The organism is Streptomyces akebiae (genome assembly GCF_019599145.1).
Taxonomy (GTDB): domain Bacteria; phylum Actinomycetota; class Actinomycetes; order Streptomycetales; family Streptomycetaceae; genus Streptomyces; species Streptomyces akebiae.
On the sequence record NZ_CP080647.1, the window covers coordinates 5,033,304 to 5,049,297 of the forward strand.

Here is a 15,994-nt window from a genome sequence, read left to right on the forward strand (position 1 = left end):
CTCCCTCAGAACGCCAGTGAGCGGTCGACGGCGTCGAGCACCCGGTCCAGATTCGGCAGGTACTCCTCCTCCAGCCGGGCCGGCGGATAGGGGGCGTGGTATCCGCCGACGCGGAGGACGGGGGCCTCCAGGTGGTAGAAGCACCGCTCGGTGATGCGGGCGGCGATCTCCGCGCCCGAGCCGAAGAAGACGGGGGCCTCGTGGACCACGATCAGGCGGCGCGTCCGCTCCACCGAGGCCTGGATGGAGTCGAAGTCCAGCGGGGAGACCGACCGCAGGTCCAGGACCTCCAGGGCCCTGCCCTCCTCGGCCGCCGCGTCGGCGACCTCCTGGCAGAGCTTCACCATCGGGCCGTACGCGGCGAGCGTGAGGTCCGTGCCCTCGCGGACGACGCGGGCCTTGTGCAGCGGGCCGGGGATCGCCTCGGGGTTGACCTCGGCCTTGTCCCAGTAGCGCCGCTTGGGCTCGAAGAAGATCACCGGGTCGTCGCTCTGGATGGCCTGCTGCATCATCCAGTAGGCGTCAGACGCGTTCGACGGCGAGACCACCTTCAGGCCCGCCACGTGCGCGAACAGCGCCTCCGGGGACTCGGAGTGGTGCTCGACCGCGCCGATGCCGCCGCCGTAGGGGATGCGGACGACGACGGGGAGCTTGACCTTGCCCAGCGAGCGCGCGTGCATCTTGGCGAGCTGGGTGACGATCTGGTCGTACGCGGGAAAGACGAAGCCGTCGAACTGGATCTCCACCACCGGGCGGTAGCCCCTCAGGGCCAGGCCGATGGCGGTGCCGACGATGCCGGACTCGGCAAGCGGGGTGTCGATCACCCGGTCCTCGCCGAAGTCCTTCTGAAGGCCGTCCGTCACCCGGAACACGCCGCCGAGCTTGCCGACGTCCTCGCCCATGACGAGGACCTTGGGGTCGGCTTCGAGGGCCTTGCGCAGCGATTCGTTGATCGCCTTGGCGATCGCCATGTTCTTCACGGCGGATCGCCCGGCGCTCTCTCCTGCCGTCTGTGCGGCTGTCTGCGTGGTCATCGCTACTTGCCCTCCTCTTCGTCCACATCGGCGAACGACGCCTGGTACGCCGCGAACTGGGCGCGCTCCTCGTCCACGAGCGCGTGTCCGTCCGCGTACGCGTTCTCGAAGATGGCGAAGTGGTCCGGGTCGGGCATGGCACGCACCACTTCGCGCACTCGCCTTCCCAACGCCTCGCTCTCCGCTTCGAGTTCCGCGAAGAATCCCTCGTTCGTGTCCGTTTCGGACTCGAGGTAACTGCGCAGACGCGCGATCGGGTCCTTGGCCTCCCAGGCCACCCGCTCGTCGTCGTGGCGGTAGCGGGTGGGGTCGTCGGAGGTGGTGTGGGCGCCCATGCGGTACGTGTACGCCTCGACCAGGGTGGGGCCCTCGCCCCGGCGGGCGCGCTCCAGCGCCCACTTGGTGACGGCGAGGCAGGCGAGGACGTCGTTGCCGTCGACGCGGACGCCCGGGAAGCCGAAGCCCTGGGCGCGCTGGTACAGCGGGACGCGGGTCTGCTTCTCCGTGGGTTCCGAGATGGCCCACTGGTTGTTCTGGCAGAAGAACACGACCGGCGCGTTGTAGACCGCGGAGAAGGTGAACGCCTCGGCGACGTCGCCCTGGCTGGAGGCGCCGTCACCGAAGTAGGCGATGACCGCCGAGTCGGCGCCGTCCTTGGCGATGCCCATGGCGTAACCCGTGGCGTGCAGCGTCTGGGAGCCGATGACGATCGTGTAGAGGTGGAAGTTGTTGCTGTTCGGGTCCCAGCCGCCGTTGTTCACACCGCGGAACATGCCGAGCAGATTGGTCGGGTCGACCCCGCGGCACCAGGCGACGCCGTGCTCGCGGTAGGTCGGGAAGACGTAGTCGTCCTCGCGCGTGGCCCGCCCGGAGCCGATCTGGGCGGCCTCCTGGCCGAGCAGCGAGGCCCACAGGCCCAGCTCGCCCTGGCGCTGCAGGGACGTGGCCTCGGCGTCGAAACGACGGGTCAGCACCATGTCGCGGTACAGGCCGCGCAGCTCGTCGGCGGTGATGTCCGCGACGAACGGGTCGTACGCCGCGGTTTCCGCGTTCCTCACGCGTTTGCCCTCGGGCGTCAGCAGCTGAACGAGTTCGGGCTGGGCGTCGGTCGGCTTCTTGGCAGTGGCGCGCCTGGTGCCGGTGGTGCCGGCCGCCTTGCTGCCGGTGGTGCCGGTCTTGCCTGCGGCGCTGCGTCGCGGCTTGCGCGCGGCAGTGCTCTCCACGGTCACGTGTGCTCCTCCGTCGGTCCGGCCCCCGGGGTTGCCGGGTGACCAGTACGGCTCGCCTGATCCCGGTGCCCGTGCACGGGGTGGGTGCCCTTGGCCGGGAACAGACGTGACAGGTGCCCCGGCGAGCGCCCTGCACAAGGCACGTTACCCAGTGCGCCACATTCCTGTGAAACCCCTACTGACCTGCGATTTTCCTTGGATTTCCAACTAATTCGGTACTAGGGGGTCCAAGTAGTTCGCGTCTGTCGGGAACAGTTGCTGGTCACAGCACTGGCTACAGCCTGGCAAGGGGGCCGGAACACCGGCACGTTATCCCGGCCACCCCGGCCACGGGAAGAGTTCGCCGGGGGCGGGCCGCGAGATCGGTGGCGCAAGTTGCTCCATCCGTGCAGCCGACGGGATCACCCCGCTCCGCCTCCGGCACGGCGACCGGCCGGCTCGCATGTCTGCGCGTCGAGCCACAGTTCGGATCTATGCACCCTGTGATCAGTAACGACTGTGTGTGACAAGCGTGAGGTCAGCGGCGCGGCGTGTGCCCTAACATCTGGCGCGTGCCGCGCTCATCTGTACCACCCCCCGTGCTCCACACGCCCCCTCTGGGCCCCCTGCTGGAGCAGTACGCCGCCGGGTCCGTACTGGCCTGCGAACCCGTCGACGAGGGGCTCCTCAATCGCGGCTACCGACTTCGCACCACCCGGGGGCGGTACTTCCTCAAGCACCACTTCGACCCCGAGACCGCCGACCCGGCCGCGATCGTGCGCCAGCACCGGGCCACCCTGCGCCTCGCCGACCTGGGCGTTCCCGTCGCCCCGCCGCTGACCGGACGGGACGGCGGCACGGTGGCGGTCGTCGCCGGCCACGCCTACGCCCTGCACCCGTGGATCGAAGGGCGCCACCGGCACGGCGGCCAGCTCACTCTCGGGCAGTGCGCCCGTCTGGGGGCGCTGCTGGGCGTCGTGCACGCCTGCCTGGAGCAGGTGATGCCGACGCAGGAGACGGCCACACCCGTACGGAAGCGGCTGATCCCGGCGCAACGACGGGCCCGGGAGACGCGAAAGCCTCTGGGGGCATCCGGATGCTCCGGGCCGGTCGGGACCGAGAGCGCCGATCCCGTCGGCACCTTCGCCCTCATGGACGAACTGCTCGACCGGGTGCGCCGTCACCGCCCGGCCGACCCCTTCGACGCGCTGGCCCGGCATCGACTGCTGGAGCGGCGGCGACTGCTGGAACGCCACGCGGACCGGCGGCCGCCGAGGGGTGGCTCGGTGGGGTGGGTGCACGGCGACTTCCACCCCTTCAACGTGCTCTACCGGGACGACGTCCCGGATGTGCCGGCCGCGATCCTCGACTGGGACCGGCTCGGTGTGCAGCCGCGCGCGGAGGAGGCGGTCCGGGCGGCGGTGATCTTCTTCGTACGTCCCGTCGGCGCCCTGGACCTGGCGAAAGTGCGCTCCTACGCGCGCGCGTACCGGCGCTCCGCGGGCGCCGCCCCGGCCGAGCTCGCGGCGGCCGTGCACCGCGTGTGGTGGGAGCGGCTCAACGACTTCTGGATGCTGCGCTGGCGCTACGAACGCGGTGACACCCGCGCCGACCCGCAGTTCCCCGCGGCCTCGGCGCTGGTGGTGTGGTGGACACGGGAGTACGACGCGGTGCGTGAGGCGTTCGTGGAGTGAGGCGTTCGTGGAGCCGACGCCGAGCCCGCTTCACGGCGGAGCGGGGCACACCGGGCGGGGCCCGCCCGGATGGCTCCCTCCACCGCGCTCAGCCCTCTTCGCCGCCGATGCCGCCCGGCAGGCCGCCCGCGTCCCCGCCGCCGCTGCTGTCGTCGGTCGGCTCCTCGGTCGGCTCCTCCGTGGGCTCGTCGGTCGTCGGCTCGTCGGTCGTCGGCTCGTCGGTCGTCGGCTCCTCCGACGGCTGGGTCTGCGTCGGCGACTGGGTGACGCTCGGCGCCTCCGTGTACGGCGGCGTGTAGCCGCCGCCGTTGTCGGAGTCGGTGCTGTCGTCCGTGGGCTCCTCGGTCGCCTCCTCGCTGGGCGACTCGCTGGGGTCCTTGTCCTTGCTGGACGTCGTGGCCGTCGGAGACTTCGTGGTGTCGGTGTCGCCGCCACCGGTGTCGCCGTTGTTGTTCAGCGCCAGGGCGACACCCGCCGCGATGGCGATCACCGCGAGGACGGCGAGGATCCACAGCTTGCCGCGGCCGCTGCCCCGGTTGCCGCTCCCCTCGAAGCCGCCGTCGTCCCGGCCACCGCCGCCGTACCCCGGCAGGATCGGCTGCGGAATCTGCGAGGTGCCCGATTCCCCCGGGTGCGGCATGACGGTCGTACCGGACATACCGCCCGGCGGCGTGTGGCGGCCCTCGTGCATGGTGACGGGCCCGGTGTTCCAGGTGCCGGTGTGGCCGCCCTGGTCGTACAGCATCTGCAGGCCGTACTGGACGAGGCCGCGCATCTCCTCGGCCGTCTGGAACCGGTCGTCCGGGTCCTTGGCGAGGGAGCGCATGACCAGGCCGTCGAGCTCCGGCGGCGCCGCACCCTCCGAGGTCTCGGACGGCGGCACCGGGATGTCCTGGACGTGCTGGTAGACCACCGACAGCGGGGTCTCGCCGATGAACGGCGGCCTGAGCGCCAGGAGTTCGTAGAGCAGACAGCCCGTGGCGTACAGGTCGGAGCGGTGGTCGACGGCCTTGCCGAGCGCCTGCTCCGGGGAGAGGTACTGGGGCGTGCCCATGACCATGCCGGTCTGCGTCATCGTCGTCGACGCGCCGTGCAGGGCGCGGGCGATGCCGAAGTCCATCACCTTCACCGCGCCGTTGGTGGTGATGATGACGTTCGCCGGCTTGATGTCACGGTGCACGATGCCGTGCTGGTGCGAGTACGCCAGCGCCTCCAGCACACCGGAGACGATGATCAGCGCCTGCTCGGGGCCGGGGGCCTCGGCGTTGATCAGCAGGTCCCGAATGGTGCGGCCCTCGACCAGTTCCATGACGATGTACGGCACGGGGGTGCCGTTCACGACGTCCTCGCCGGAGTCGTAGACCGCCACGATCGAGTGGTGGTTGAGGCCGGCCACGGCCTGGGCCTCACGCGTGAAGCGGGCCTTGGACACGGGGTCCTCGGCGAGGTCGGAACGGAGCAGTTTGACCGCGACCGTCCGGCCGAGACGTACGTCCTCGGCCGCGAACACCTCGGCCATACCGCCCCGGCCGAGTCTGTGGGTCATCCGGTACCGGCCGTCGCCTACGAGCCCGCCGTTGCCCCACAACTCCGGCGCGTCCGACATGCCGCCGCCAGTCGCCTCGGGGTCGGACGGGCCCTGAGAGCGCTGCTGCTGTGCCATCAGTCCTCGCCGTCGTTTCTGCCCGCGGTCCGCGCGGTACTTGTTACGGTCTCCGTCGGCCACGCTACAGCCTTCACGCAAGTGGCCGGTCCGGGTTGGATGCGCGACGGGTTCACGACGGATTCAAGGTGGATTCAAAGGTTGATCGGCCATGAAACCCGCAGCGCGCGCACTCGTGCAAGTTCTGTGTACCGGGCGCACGCCCCCTGTAACGCTTCCGCGACGCTTCTTTCGCGTACGGTCACGGATCGGGCACCGCGCTTGACGTGTCAGTGCCCTGGGGCAGACTTGGCCGGGAATAGCACAAAGGATCACCGGAATCATCAGGGATCACCGATCGCGGGAGCCACGCCAGCTGCTTTCGCGCGCGCCGATGGGGGACGCAGGAAGATGAGCCAGGACGCCGCACAGGGCCGGTACGCGGGGCGGTCGCTAGCCGGTGGCCGGTACCAACTGCGTGACCTGCTCGGCGAGGGCGGCATGGCCTCCGTCCACCTCGCGTACGACTCGGTGCTCGACCGGCAGGTCGCTATCAAGACACTCCACACCGACCTCGGCCGCGAACAGGCCTTCCGTGAGCGCTTCCGCCGTGAGGCGCAGGCCGTGGCGAAGCTCACCCACACGAACATCGTGTCGGTCTTCGACACCGGCGAGGACGATCTGGACGGCTTGACGACGCCGTACATCGTCATGGAGTACATCGAGGGCAAGCCGCTCGGTTCGGTGCTCGACGCGGACGTCGCCCAGCTGGGCGCCATGCCCTCCGACAAGGCACTGAAGATCACCGCGGACGTGCTGGCGGCGCTGGAGATCAGCCACGAGATGGGCCTGGTCCACCGGGACATCAAGCCGGGCAACGTGATGATGACCAAGCGCAACGTCGTGAAGGTCATGGACTTCGGCATCGCCCGCGCCATGCAGTCCGGTGTCACGTCGATGACACAGACCGGCATGGTCGTCGGCACCCCGCAGTACCTCTCGCCCGAGCAGGCCCTCGGCCGGGGCGTGGACGCCCGCTCCGACCTGTACTCGGTCGGCATCATGCTCTTCCAGCTGACCACCGGACGGCTGCCGTTCGAGGCGGACTCACCGCTGGCCATCGCGTACGCGCACGTCCAGGAGGAGCCGGTCGCTCCCTCCTCGGTCAACCGTTCCCTGCCGCCGGCCGTCGACGCCATCATCGCCCGCGCGCTGAAGAAGAACCCGAACGAGCGGTTCCCGAGCGCGGAGGCGATGCGGGACGAGTGCCTGCGGGTCGCCGCCTCCCTCCAGCCCGTCGCGCCGAGCATCGTGCCGGGCGTGCAGACGGCGAGCGGCGCGGGGGTCTCCTCGGCGGTCTTCCCGCCGATCGACCACACGGGCGCACCGCAGTCGGGCAGCGTCCAGACGCCTTACCAGCCGCCCTCGACGGGGGGTTACGGTCCGCCGACCCCCGCCCCGACTCCGACGCCCGCCCCGTCCTACGGCTACCCGCAGCAGGGTGGCTACCAGACGCCGCCGCAGACCGCCGCGTACTCGCCGCAGCAGGGCTCGGCCACCCCTCCGCCGTACAACATCGCACCCCAGCAGTCCTCCATGTCGGCGGGGCGTTCCGGGGGCGGGAAGAGCAACAAGGGCGTCATCGTGGGCGCGATCGCCGTGTCGGTCCTCGCGATCGGCGGTCTGATCGTGGCGCTCAGCCTGAACTCGGGCAGTGAGGCCGAGGGCGGCGACGACGGCGCGACCGCGTCCTCCTCCCCGACCGTGGTCGAGGGGCACAAGGGGCCGGACACGTCGAAGGTCATCGACTCGACCGAGTGCACGGAGCCCGTGGAGTCGTACAACGACCCCGACAAGATCGAGCTCCCGGACTTCACCTTCAAGAACATCGACTCGGTGAAGAAGTGCTTCCAGGCGGCCGGCTGGCAGTACGACGTCCAGAAGGTCGACGAGAACACGTACGGCGAGGGCACGGTCATGGAGCAGTACCCGGCGGCCTCCGACGACGTCGACCCCAAGGACATGCCCTCGGTCATCCTCAAGGTCTCGACGGGTAACCCGTCCTGACGCCGCAGACGTAGGAAGGGCCCGGCACTCGGTGTGCCGGGCCCTTTGCGTACGTGGTGGGGGGTTTCGCCGGAAGACTGCGCGGAGGCTAGAGGTACGGGCCGCCCGAGCGGCCGACCGTGCGCGGGTCGTCGTCGCCCTCGTGGCCGCCGACGCCCGGCGGCAGTGCGCGGCGCATCTGCTCCAACTGCGCCCGGGCGGCCATCTGCTGCGCGAACAGCGTCGTCTGGATCCCGTGGAAGAGGCCTTCGAGCCAGCCGACCAACTGGGCCTGAGCGACTCGCAGTTCCGCGTCGCTCGGGATCACCTCGTCGGTGAAGGGCAGGGAGAGACGCTCCAACTCCTCCACCAGCTCCGGCGCCAGGCCGTCCTCCAGTTCCTTGACCGAGCTGGCGTGGATCTCCTTCAGCCGGGCCCGGCTGGCCTCGTCGAGGGGCGCGACCCGTACCTCTTCGAGCAGCTGCTTGATCATGCTGCCGATGCGCATGACCTTGGCCGGTTGTTCCACCATCTCCGTCACCGGGACCTCGCGGGAGTCCTCGTCGCCTCCGCCGCCGCCCACGGCCATGCCGTCCTGGCCCACGACCAGGATCTGGGGCTGTTCGGGCGACCGTTCGTTCCTCGGCATCTCCATGCCGCCATTCTCTCGCACGCGTACACCTCACCACCCTGGTGCCCCCCACGCAGGGTGATCCACCGTTTACGTGGCCACGTTCGCGGTGCGTCGATGCCGGGATGCCGGGTTGCCCAGGGCGTGTGACGCTGAGGGCGTGGCTACCTGGCTTCGTTCGGTGCGCGCGACGGGACCGGTTCTCGTCGCGGGGCTGCTCGTCGTTCTGGTGACGGGGGCCGTGCCGGCCGTGTACGCGGCCGAGCCCGACCCCGCGACCTCCTGGGCCGGCAGCCGCGCGGGCGAGGGCCGGGAAAGGCCGGGCAGGGCGGACGCCGGCCCCGTGGAACCGGAGGAGGACGCCTCCACGTCCCCGGAAGAGCTCTCTCCCCGACCGGACCACCCGGACCCCACCGGCGCCCCCGATCCGTCCCAGAACGCCGCCCTGCCCGTCCCCGGCGTCTCACCCGGTCACGGCACCGCGACCGTCGAGGAGCCCGTACTGCGGGTTTTCGCCCTCGGCAGCGGCCTCATCCTGCTGGGCATGGGCCTCGGACTGGCCTTCGTGGGGCTACGCATACGGCGGGACTGAACCGGAGACGTCTCACTGAGCGGAGCCGTGGGCCCGCGTGGCCCCCCCGGCCTCGCCTACGGCACCACCAGGAGCACCTTGCCCACGTGGCCGCTCTCCTCCAGTACCCGGTGCGCCGTGGCCGCGTCGTCCATGGGGATCTCGCGGTCGACGACCGGGCGCACATGGCCACCGGCGATCAGGGGCCAGACATGTTCGCGTACGGCGGCGACGATGGTTGTCTTCTCCTCCTGGGGCCGGGCGCGCAGCGAGGTCGCGCTGATCGCGGCGCGCTTGGCGAGGAGGGCGCCGATGTTCAGCTCGCCCTTGATACCGCCCTGCATACCGATGATCGCGAGGCGGCCGTTGACGGCCAGGACCCGGACGTTGCGGTCCAGGTACTTGGCGCCCATGTTGTCGAGGACGACGTCCGCGCCCCTGCCGCCCGTGGCCGCCCGGACCTCCTCGACGAAGTCCTGCTCGCGGTAGTTGATCAGGATGTCCGCGCCCAGGGCGGCGCACTGCTCCAGCTTCTCCTGGGTGCCCGCCGTGACGGCGACCTTCGCGCCGACGGCCTTGGCGAGCTGGATGGCCATCGTGCCGATGCCGCTGGAGCCGCCGTGCACGAGGAGCGTCTCACCGGGACGCAGGTGGGCGATCATGAAGACGTTCGACCAGACCGTGCAGGTCACCTCGGGCAACGCGGCGGCCTGGCGGAGGTCGACGCCGGTGGGGACCGGCAGCAGCTGGCCGGCCGGGACGACGACCTTCTCCGCGTAGCCGCCGCCCGAGAGGAGCGCGCACACCTCTTCACCGACGCTCCACCCGGCCACACCGGGCCCGATCTCCGCGACGCGGCCGGAACACTCCAGGCCGGGGTAGGGGGAGGCGCCGGGCGGTGGGTCGTAGAACCCCTGCCGCTGCAGCAGGTCGGCGCGGTTCACGGCGCTCGCCGCCACCTCGATGAGCACTTCGCCCTCGCCGGGCACCGGGTCGGGGACCTCGTCCCACACCAGGGCCTCGGGTCCACCGGGTTCGGGAATCGTGATCGCATGCATGAGAGGGACGCTACCGATCCTGTGGACTGAGCGTGAGTGAGCCCGCTCAGCCGCACGCCCCGAACGGTCTTGGGCGCTCCCCCACTGCCTTAAGGGCGTGGGAGGTACCCCCAGGTCCCCGGCATTCTCGACCCCGGGGCGGCGACACGCATCCCGTGCGTGGTCCGGGCCCGGGAGGCCGGCTCCCTGCGCGACCTGGCCATATGGGTACGGCCAGAGGCGACGGGGAGGCCCTGAACCATCCTCTGGTGGAGCAGGGGCCCCGCACACTGACGCCGTACCCGGTGTCCCAGGTCGCACGCCCCGTCCCGGTCCTGTCCCGGCCCCGCGCCCCCGGATTTCGCCGGTCCGGGGCCACCTCCCGCGCGCCCCACGCCCCCGGCCTGCGTCACCACAGTTTTCGTCAGGCGAAATCGGGGTGCGATCGCCCCCCATCGGAGAGACCGTGGAGACCCCACGGCCGCACGGGTTCTCGCCGACGCGCTTCGCCCCGGCGCGGAAGCAGCCGACGCAATCGTGTTTCCCGCGTTTTCCCGCGCGGCGACCGATGAGTTCCGGCGGTCCCTACGGTCTCCCCTTGCGTAGCCCCGGACACGGGCCCCGTACGCGGAAGGATCTCAACATGAGCGCACAGACGTCCGGCCTCGCGATCGAAACCGCCGGTCTGGTGAAGACGTTCGGCGAGACCCGGGCCGTCGACGGCGTCGACCTGGCCGTGCCCGCCGGCACGGTCTACGGCGTCCTCGGCCCGAACGGCGCCGGCAAGACCACCACGGTGAAGATGCTCGCCACCCTGCTGCGGCCCGACGGCGGCCAGGCGCACGTCTTCGGACACGACGTCGTCCGGGAGGCCGACGAGGTACGCGGCCGGGTCAGTCTGACCGGGCAGTACGCCTCCGTGGACGAGGACCTCACCGGCACCGAGAACCTGGTGCTGCTCGCCCGGCTCCTCGGCCACGACAAACGGACGGCCCGGCAGCGCGCCGGGCAGCTGTTGGAGGCGTTCGGGCTGAGCGAGGCGGCCGGAAAGCAGGTCAAGCACTACTCGGGCGGCATGCGGCGCCGTATCGACATCGCCGCGTCCATCCTCAACACCCCTGACCTGCTGTTCCTGGACGAGCCGACGACCGGCCTCGACCCGCGCAGCCGCAACCAGGTGTGGGACATCGTGCGGGCGGTGGTCGCCCAGGGCACGACCGTGCTGCTGACCACGCAGTACCTGGACGAGGCGGACCAGCTGGCGTCCCGGATCGCGGTCATCGACCAGGGCAAGGTGATCGCGGAGGGCACGAAGGGCGAGCTGAAGGCGTCCGTGGGTGCCGGTTCCGTCCATCTGCGGCTGCGCGACGCGGCCCAGCGGCCGCAGGCCGAGGAGGTGCTGCGTCTCGCCCTCGACGCCGACGTGCAGCGCGAGCCGGACCCGGTGGCGCTGACGGCGCGCGTCGGCGCGGGATCCGCAGGCGGACAGGGGGCCGCCGAGGCCGCCGCCCGGGCGCTCGCCGAGCTGGCCCGCACCGGTATCACCGTCGACAACTTCTCGCTGGGCCAGCCCAGCCTGGACGAGGTGTTCCTCGCCCTCACCGGACACGACACCAAGACGACGGCCACGCAGGCCGTCGACGCCCCCGAGACGAAGGACGAGGCAGCGGCATGAGCACGGCGACCACCACCGAGAACAAGGAACTCGCCCCCGTCAGCACCGAGTCGCTCACCGCGCTGCTCATCACCAAGGAACGCCCGCCGCGGCCCAGCGCCCTGTCGGCGTCGCTGACCTTCGGCTGGCGGGCCATGCTCAAGATCAAACATGTGCCGGAGCAGCTCTTCGACGTCACCGCCTTCCCGATCATGATGGTGCTGATGTACACGTACCTCTTCGGCGGGGCGCTGGCCGGCTCCCCGGAGCAGTACATCCAGTTCCTGCTGCCGGGCATCCTGGTGATGTCGGTCGTGATGATCACGATGTACACCGGGATCTCGGTCAACACGGACATCGAGAAGGGTGTCTTCGACCGGTTCCGTTCGCTGCCGATCTGGCGGCCGTCGACGATGGTCGGCTATCTGCTGGGCGACGCCCTGCGCTACGCGATCGCGTCAGTGGTGATGCTCACCGTCGGCATGATCCTCGGCTACCGCCCGGACGGCGGAGTGGTCGGTGTGGTCGCCGGGGTCGCGCTGCTCATCGTCTTCTCGTTCGCGTTCTCGTGGATCTGGACGATGTTCGGCCTCATGCTGCGCACCGAGAAGTCCGTGATGGGCGTCAGCATGATGGTGATCTTCCCGCTGACCTTCCTGTCCAACGTCTTCGTCGATCCGAGCACCATGCCGGGCTGGCTCCAGGCCTTCGTCAACAACAGCCCGGTCACGCATCTGGCCTCGGCGGTCCGTGAGTTGATGGCGGGCGAGTGGCCGACGGCGGAGATCGCCTGGACGCTGGGCTGGTCCGCCCTGTTCGTGCTGGTCTTCGGACCGATCACGATGCGGCTGTACAACCGCAAGTAGGCGATCGCTCGAAAAGGGGCGGCCCGGGGTGCCGAACCCCGGGGCCACCCCTTTTTCGCATGTCCGCTCCCGCTCCCGCTCCCGCTATGGCAGATGCTTGGTCTCGGGGGTGATCTTCGTGCTCGGGGTGGCCCGGACGATGGTGATCAGCCGGTCCGTCAACTGGAGTCGGCCGATGGACGGATCGTCGTAGCCGAGCACCCGATGTCCGCGCAGCACGCTGACCACCAGGTCCTCCGTCTCCCGCACGCCTCGCCCCACCTCGGCCTTTATGACCGGCCGTTCGGCGATGTCGAGCCCGCTGCCCTGTTGGATGAGGTCCTCCATCACCATGCCGGCGGCGGGGCTGAGCACGGAGAGCCCGAGGAGCCGTCCGGCCGCACTGGCGCTGGTGATGACGACATCGGCCCCGGACTGCTTCAGCAGCGGCGCGTTCTCCTCTTCCCGGACGGCAGCCACGATCTTCGCGCCGCGGTTGAGCTGGCGAGCGGTCAGCGCGACCAGTACGGCGGTGTCGTCCCGCGCGGTGGAGATGATGATCTGCCGCGCCTTCTGGAGTTCCGCCCGCAGCAGCACATCACTGCGGGTCGCGTCCCCGATCACCCCCGTGTATCCCTCTGAGGTCGCCGCCTCGATGGCCTTCGAGCTGGGGTCCACCACGACGACCTGCTCCTTCCTCAGGCCCGTCGCGCAGACGGTCTGGACCGCCGACCGCCCTTTCGTCCCCCAGCCGACGACAACGGTGTGCTCCCTCAAGGCCGCCCTCCAGCGGTTCAGTCGCCATTCCTCGCGCGTGCGCTCCGTGAGAACCTCCAGCGTGGTGCCGACCAGGATGATCAGGAACAACACACGCAGCGGCGTGATCACGAAGATGTTGGTGAGCCGGGCAGCATCGCTGACCGGGGTGATGTCGCCGTATCCGGTGGTGGAGAGGGTGACGGTGGCGTAGTAGAACGCGTCGAGCAGATCCACGGAACCGTCGGAGTTGTCGTTGTACCCCTCGCTGTCGGCATAGACGATGAAGGCGGTGGCGACGAGCACGAAGATGGCCATCGCCAGTCGCTTGCCGACCTGACGGATAGGCCGCTCGATCTCTCTCTTCGGCAGTCTCACCTGGTGGGTCACGTGACGCTCGTCCGCGTTGCGGGCGATCGCGTCCTGGCCCGGAAGTTTCACGTGAAACACTCCCCGTTTCGGCGTACATCCCCTGGCTGCACTCCGCCCCCGACGGCTCTTCGTTTCACGTGAAACACCGCTGGTCGCACGGCTGGTGAGCCATATCGACGTTTCACGTGAAACACACCTGGATGCCCGCCGTCGCCCAGGGCAGATCGAGCAGCTCCAACTCCTGGCCGGAACGAGCGCCGCCCGGTGGTACGACGGCAAGGGCATCGGCGGTGGCGATGCCGCGGAGCATAGCGGGGCCGTTGTAGTGCAGCGGCAGGGCGTCGTCACCCCGCAGAGCGACAGGGACGAGCCGCGTGTCGTGCGGGTGCCCGTGCACCGCCTCCCGCAGCGGCATCGTGTACGGCTCCGGTGCGACGCGCCCGGCCAGGGTCCGCAGCAGCGGCTCGGCGAGCGTGAACAGCCCGGAGACGGCGGCCAGCGGGTTGCCGGGCAGCCCGACGAGGTGCTGATCCGGCTTGACCCGGGCCAGCAACATGGGGTGCCCCGGGCGCACCTTCACCCCGTCGACGAGGAGTTCGGCCCCGACGCGACGCAGGGTGGGGTGGACATGGTCGACGGGTCCGGACGCCGTGCCGCCCGTGGTGACGATCAGCTCGGCGGAGGACTTCTTCACCGCCCGGTACAGGGCATCGGCGTCGTCACCGAGGCGGCGTACGGCGGTGATCTCGGCACCGAGTGCCCGGAGCCAGGAGGGCAGCATCGGGCCGAGGGCGTCCCGGATCGAGCCCTCGCGCGGGAGCCCCTCGGTGAGCAGTTCGTCGCCCAGGACGAGCAGTTCGACGCGCGGGCGGGGGAGCACGCTCAACGTGTCGTACCCGGCGGCCGACGCGAGCCCGAGCGAGGCCGGGGTGATCTGCGTACCGACCGGCAGCAGTTGGTCGCCGCTGCGGCACTCCTGGCCTCGTGGGCGGATGTCCTGCCCGTGTGCGAGGTCGCGGGTCGGGTGCAGCCGCCCCTTGTCGTCGGTGCGGCCGTGCTCGCTGCGCAGGACGGCGGTCGTGTCGGGCGGGATACGGGCGCCGGTGGCGATCCTGACCGCCTCCCCGTCCGTGAGCCGTACGGGCTCGGCGTGCCCCGCCAGCACCCCGTCCTCCCGCACCGCCCAGGGGCCGGGACCCGCGACCGCCCAGCCGTCCATCGCGGAGGTGTCGAAGGAGGGGAGGTCGGTGAGGGCGGTGAGAGGGGCGGCGAGCACGAGGCCGAGGGCCTGGTCGACGGTGACCGACACGGGCACCCGGCGTCCGGCCGAGCGGGCGGCACGTTCGGCGACGGCCCGGGCCTCGGGCCAGGAAGTGGCCCGGTGGTGGGAATCGTCCTTGGCCCGGTGCGCGCCGGTCTGACCGGTCGTGGAGGTCTCGCGGGAGGAGCGCGGCTCAGCCGGTCCCCGGACGGGCCTGTCGTTGGCCACGGCCAGCGCCTCCTCCACGTCGAGTTCCTCGGCGTCCTGGGCGGTCATCCGGCGGCCGGGCCGGTGTCCTGGCCGGCGCCGGGCCCGGGGTGGGGAGTGGCGTCCGGGGCGGCTTCGGCCTTGCCGTCCGGGGCGGCCTCGACAGTGGCCTCGTCGGCCCAGCGCAGGGCCAGGGCGGAGGCCTTGCGGGCGGCTTCGGTGACCGCCTCGGGGCCTCCTCCGGCCTTGGCGGCGGCGTAGCCGATCAGGAACGTGGTCAGCGGGGCGGCGGGCCGGGCCACGCTGTGGGCGGCGTCACGGGCGAGATCGAGCAGCTCGGTGATGTCGACGTCGAGGTCGATCCCCAGCTCGTCCTTGACTGCGGAAATCCATTCATCCAACACGTGGCCATGCTCCCTGATCCGTGCGCGGGCGGCGGCGATGTCGTCCCAGGTGTCGCAGTCGAAGGACGCGAGAGGGTCGGTGATGCGGGTGAGGCGCAGTGCGGCGGTCAACCGCCGCAGGGGGAGGCCCGTCAGGCCGTCGTGCTCGACGGCGAGCCGCGCGAGTTCTCGGCGGAGGGTCTCGGCCCGGTAGGCGGCCACGAGCGGCTGGTCACGGCCGTCGGGGTCGGTGACCAGGACGCCGTCGGCGGGCCCCTGGGCGGCCAGGAGGGCGTCGAGCAGCCGCCGTACCGTCTCCTCGTCCAGGAACGGCAGATCTGCGGAGAGGACGACGACGTACGGCGCGGTGGTGTGCCGGAGTCCGGCACCCAGCGCGGCGAGGGGGCCGCCGCCGGGGGGTTCCTCGCGGGCCCACAGCACGGGCCGCGCGGTGGGCCGGGGATCGGCGACGACCACGGTCGTCGCGGCCCCGGCGCAGGCGTTCAGCACGCGGTCGAGCAGCGCCCGTCCGCCGACGCGCACGGCGGGCTTGTCCGTGCCGCCGAGCCGCCGGGCGGCGCCGCCGGCGAGCACGACGGCGTCGAACACCTCGGTACCGGGGCCGCCCGGCGGCTCGTACGCGGTCACCCTCC

The 15,994-nt window shown here is 70.9% G+C and carries 13 protein-coding genes; 5 read left to right on the forward strand and 8 right to left on the reverse strand.

The features are described 5' to 3' along the window. Positions 1 to 5 precede the first annotated feature (5 nt). Both K1J60_RS21615 and pdhA read right to left on the reverse strand, forming a co-directional pair. Positions 6 to 1,034, reverse strand: coding sequence for an alpha-ketoacid dehydrogenase subunit beta (locus tag K1J60_RS21615; RefSeq protein ID WP_398683269.1), 1,029 nt, complete (start codon positions 1,032 to 1,034; stop codon positions 6 to 8). Positions 1,035 to 1,036: 2 nt separating this feature from the next. Continuing rightward, complete coding sequence (gene pdhA, locus K1J60_RS21620) at positions 1,037 to 2,263, reverse strand: pyruvate dehydrogenase (acetyl-transferring) E1 component subunit alpha (RefSeq protein ID WP_220647643.1); 1,227 nt, start codon at positions 2,261 to 2,263, stop codon at positions 1,037 to 1,039. A gap of 551 nt (positions 2,264 to 2,814) precedes the next feature. On the opposite strand from pdhA, the gene K1J60_RS21625 reads away from it, so the two are divergent. Beyond that, entirely contained in the window at positions 2,815 to 3,936 is a 1,122-nt protein-coding gene (locus K1J60_RS21625; protein ID WP_259407854.1) for a phosphotransferase, read from the forward strand. An 88-nt stretch (positions 3,937 to 4,024) separates the two neighbouring features. Here the strand turns inward: K1J60_RS21625 and K1J60_RS21630 are convergent, their stop codons facing one another. Beyond that, a complete protein-coding gene (locus tag K1J60_RS21630; RefSeq protein ID WP_220647644.1) occupies positions 4,025 to 5,599 on the reverse strand; it encodes a protein kinase domain-containing protein in 1,575 nt (524 codons plus the stop codon). A gap of 390 nt (positions 5,600 to 5,989) precedes the next feature. Here K1J60_RS21630 and K1J60_RS21635 point away from each other — a divergent pair, with 390 nt between their 5' ends. Next, positions 5,990 to 7,645, forward strand: a complete 1,656-nt coding sequence (locus K1J60_RS21635) for a protein kinase domain-containing protein (RefSeq protein WP_220647645.1) — start codon at positions 5,990 to 5,992, stop codon at positions 7,643 to 7,645. A gap of 88 nt (positions 7,646 to 7,733) precedes the next feature. Here K1J60_RS21635 and K1J60_RS21640 read toward each other — a convergent pair whose 3' ends face one another. Further along, a complete protein-coding gene (locus K1J60_RS21640) occupies positions 7,734 to 8,279 on the reverse strand; it encodes a bacterial proteasome activator family protein (protein WP_033530552.1) in 546 nt (181 codons plus the stop codon). Between the two features lie 136 nt (positions 8,280 to 8,415). Between K1J60_RS21640 and K1J60_RS21645 the strand changes: the two genes are divergently transcribed. Continuing rightward, positions 8,416 to 8,847 carry a hypothetical protein gene (locus K1J60_RS21645; RefSeq protein ID WP_220647646.1) on the forward strand — a complete coding sequence of 144 codons (432 nt, stop codon included), beginning with the start codon at positions 8,416 to 8,418 and terminating at the stop codon, positions 8,845 to 8,847. A gap of 56 nt (positions 8,848 to 8,903) precedes the next feature. Here K1J60_RS21645 and K1J60_RS21650 read toward each other — a convergent pair whose 3' ends face one another. Next, on the reverse strand, positions 8,904 to 9,884 hold the full coding sequence (locus K1J60_RS21650; RefSeq protein WP_220647647.1) for an NAD(P)H-quinone oxidoreductase: 981 nt from the start codon (positions 9,882 to 9,884) through the stop codon (positions 8,904 to 8,906). A gap of 622 nt (positions 9,885 to 10,506) precedes the next feature. On the opposite strand from K1J60_RS21650, the gene K1J60_RS21655 reads away from it, so the two are divergent. Both K1J60_RS21655 and K1J60_RS21660 read left to right on the forward strand, forming a co-directional pair. Beyond that, entirely contained in the window at positions 10,507 to 11,538 is a 1,032-nt protein-coding gene (locus K1J60_RS21655; protein ID WP_220647648.1) for an ATP-binding cassette domain-containing protein, read from the forward strand. Beyond that, positions 11,535 to 12,383 (forward strand): ABC transporter permease, encoded by an 849-nt coding sequence (locus tag K1J60_RS21660; RefSeq protein WP_220647649.1) that lies wholly within the window; start codon positions 11,535 to 11,537, stop codon positions 12,381 to 12,383. The genes K1J60_RS21655 and K1J60_RS21660 overlap by 4 nt, the downstream gene beginning before the upstream one ends. An 84-nt stretch (positions 12,384 to 12,467) precedes the next feature. Here the strand turns inward: K1J60_RS21660 and K1J60_RS21665 are convergent, their stop codons facing one another. The 3 genes from K1J60_RS21665 to K1J60_RS21675 form a co-directional block, all read right to left on the reverse strand. Continuing rightward, a complete protein-coding gene (locus K1J60_RS21665; RefSeq protein WP_220647650.1) occupies positions 12,468 to 13,559 on the reverse strand; it encodes a potassium channel family protein in 1,092 nt (363 codons plus the stop codon). 112 nt (positions 13,560 to 13,671) lie between these two features. Then, the gene (locus tag K1J60_RS21670; RefSeq protein ID WP_220647651.1) at positions 13,672 to 15,027 is read right to left on the reverse strand and encodes a molybdopterin molybdotransferase MoeA; all 1,356 of its coding nucleotides are present in this window, start codon (positions 15,025 to 15,027) and stop codon (positions 13,672 to 13,674) included. Further along, a complete protein-coding gene (locus K1J60_RS21675) occupies positions 15,024 to 15,989 on the reverse strand; it encodes an NTP transferase domain-containing protein (protein ID WP_220647652.1) in 966 nt (321 codons plus the stop codon). Before K1J60_RS21675 ends, K1J60_RS21670 begins: the two co-directional genes overlap by 4 nt. Between the last annotated feature and the right edge of the window lie 5 nt (positions 15,990 to 15,994).

Bases quoted from the DNA above. Each gene is read 5' to 3' on its own strand.
- K1J60_RS21655 (WP_220647648.1), top strand. From the start codon at position 10,507: ATGAGCGCACAGACGTCCGGCCTCGCGATCGAAACCGCCGGTCTGGTG.
- K1J60_RS21615 (WP_398683269.1), bottom strand. From the start codon at position 1,034: ATGACCACGCAGACAGCCGCACAGACGGCAGGAGAGAGCGCCGGGCGA.
- K1J60_RS21635 (WP_220647645.1), top strand. From the start codon at position 5,990: ATGAGCCAGGACGCCGCACAGGGCCGGTACGCGGGGCGGTCGCTAGCC.
- K1J60_RS21650 (WP_220647647.1), bottom strand. From the start codon at position 9,884: ATGCATGCGATCACGATTCCCGAACCCGGTGGACCCGAGGCCCTGGTG.
- K1J60_RS21660 (WP_220647649.1), top strand. From the start codon at position 11,535: ATGAGCACGGCGACCACCACCGAGAACAAGGAACTCGCCCCCGTCAGC.
- K1J60_RS21670 (WP_220647651.1), bottom strand. From the start codon at position 15,027: ATGACCGCCCAGGACGCCGAGGAACTCGACGTGGAGGAGGCGCTGGCC.
- K1J60_RS21630 (WP_220647644.1), bottom strand. From the start codon at position 5,599: ATGGCACAGCAGCAGCGCTCTCAGGGCCCGTCCGACCCCGAGGCGACT.
- K1J60_RS21640 (WP_033530552.1), bottom strand. From the start codon at position 8,279: ATGGAGATGCCGAGGAACGAACGGTCGCCCGAACAGCCCCAGATCCTG.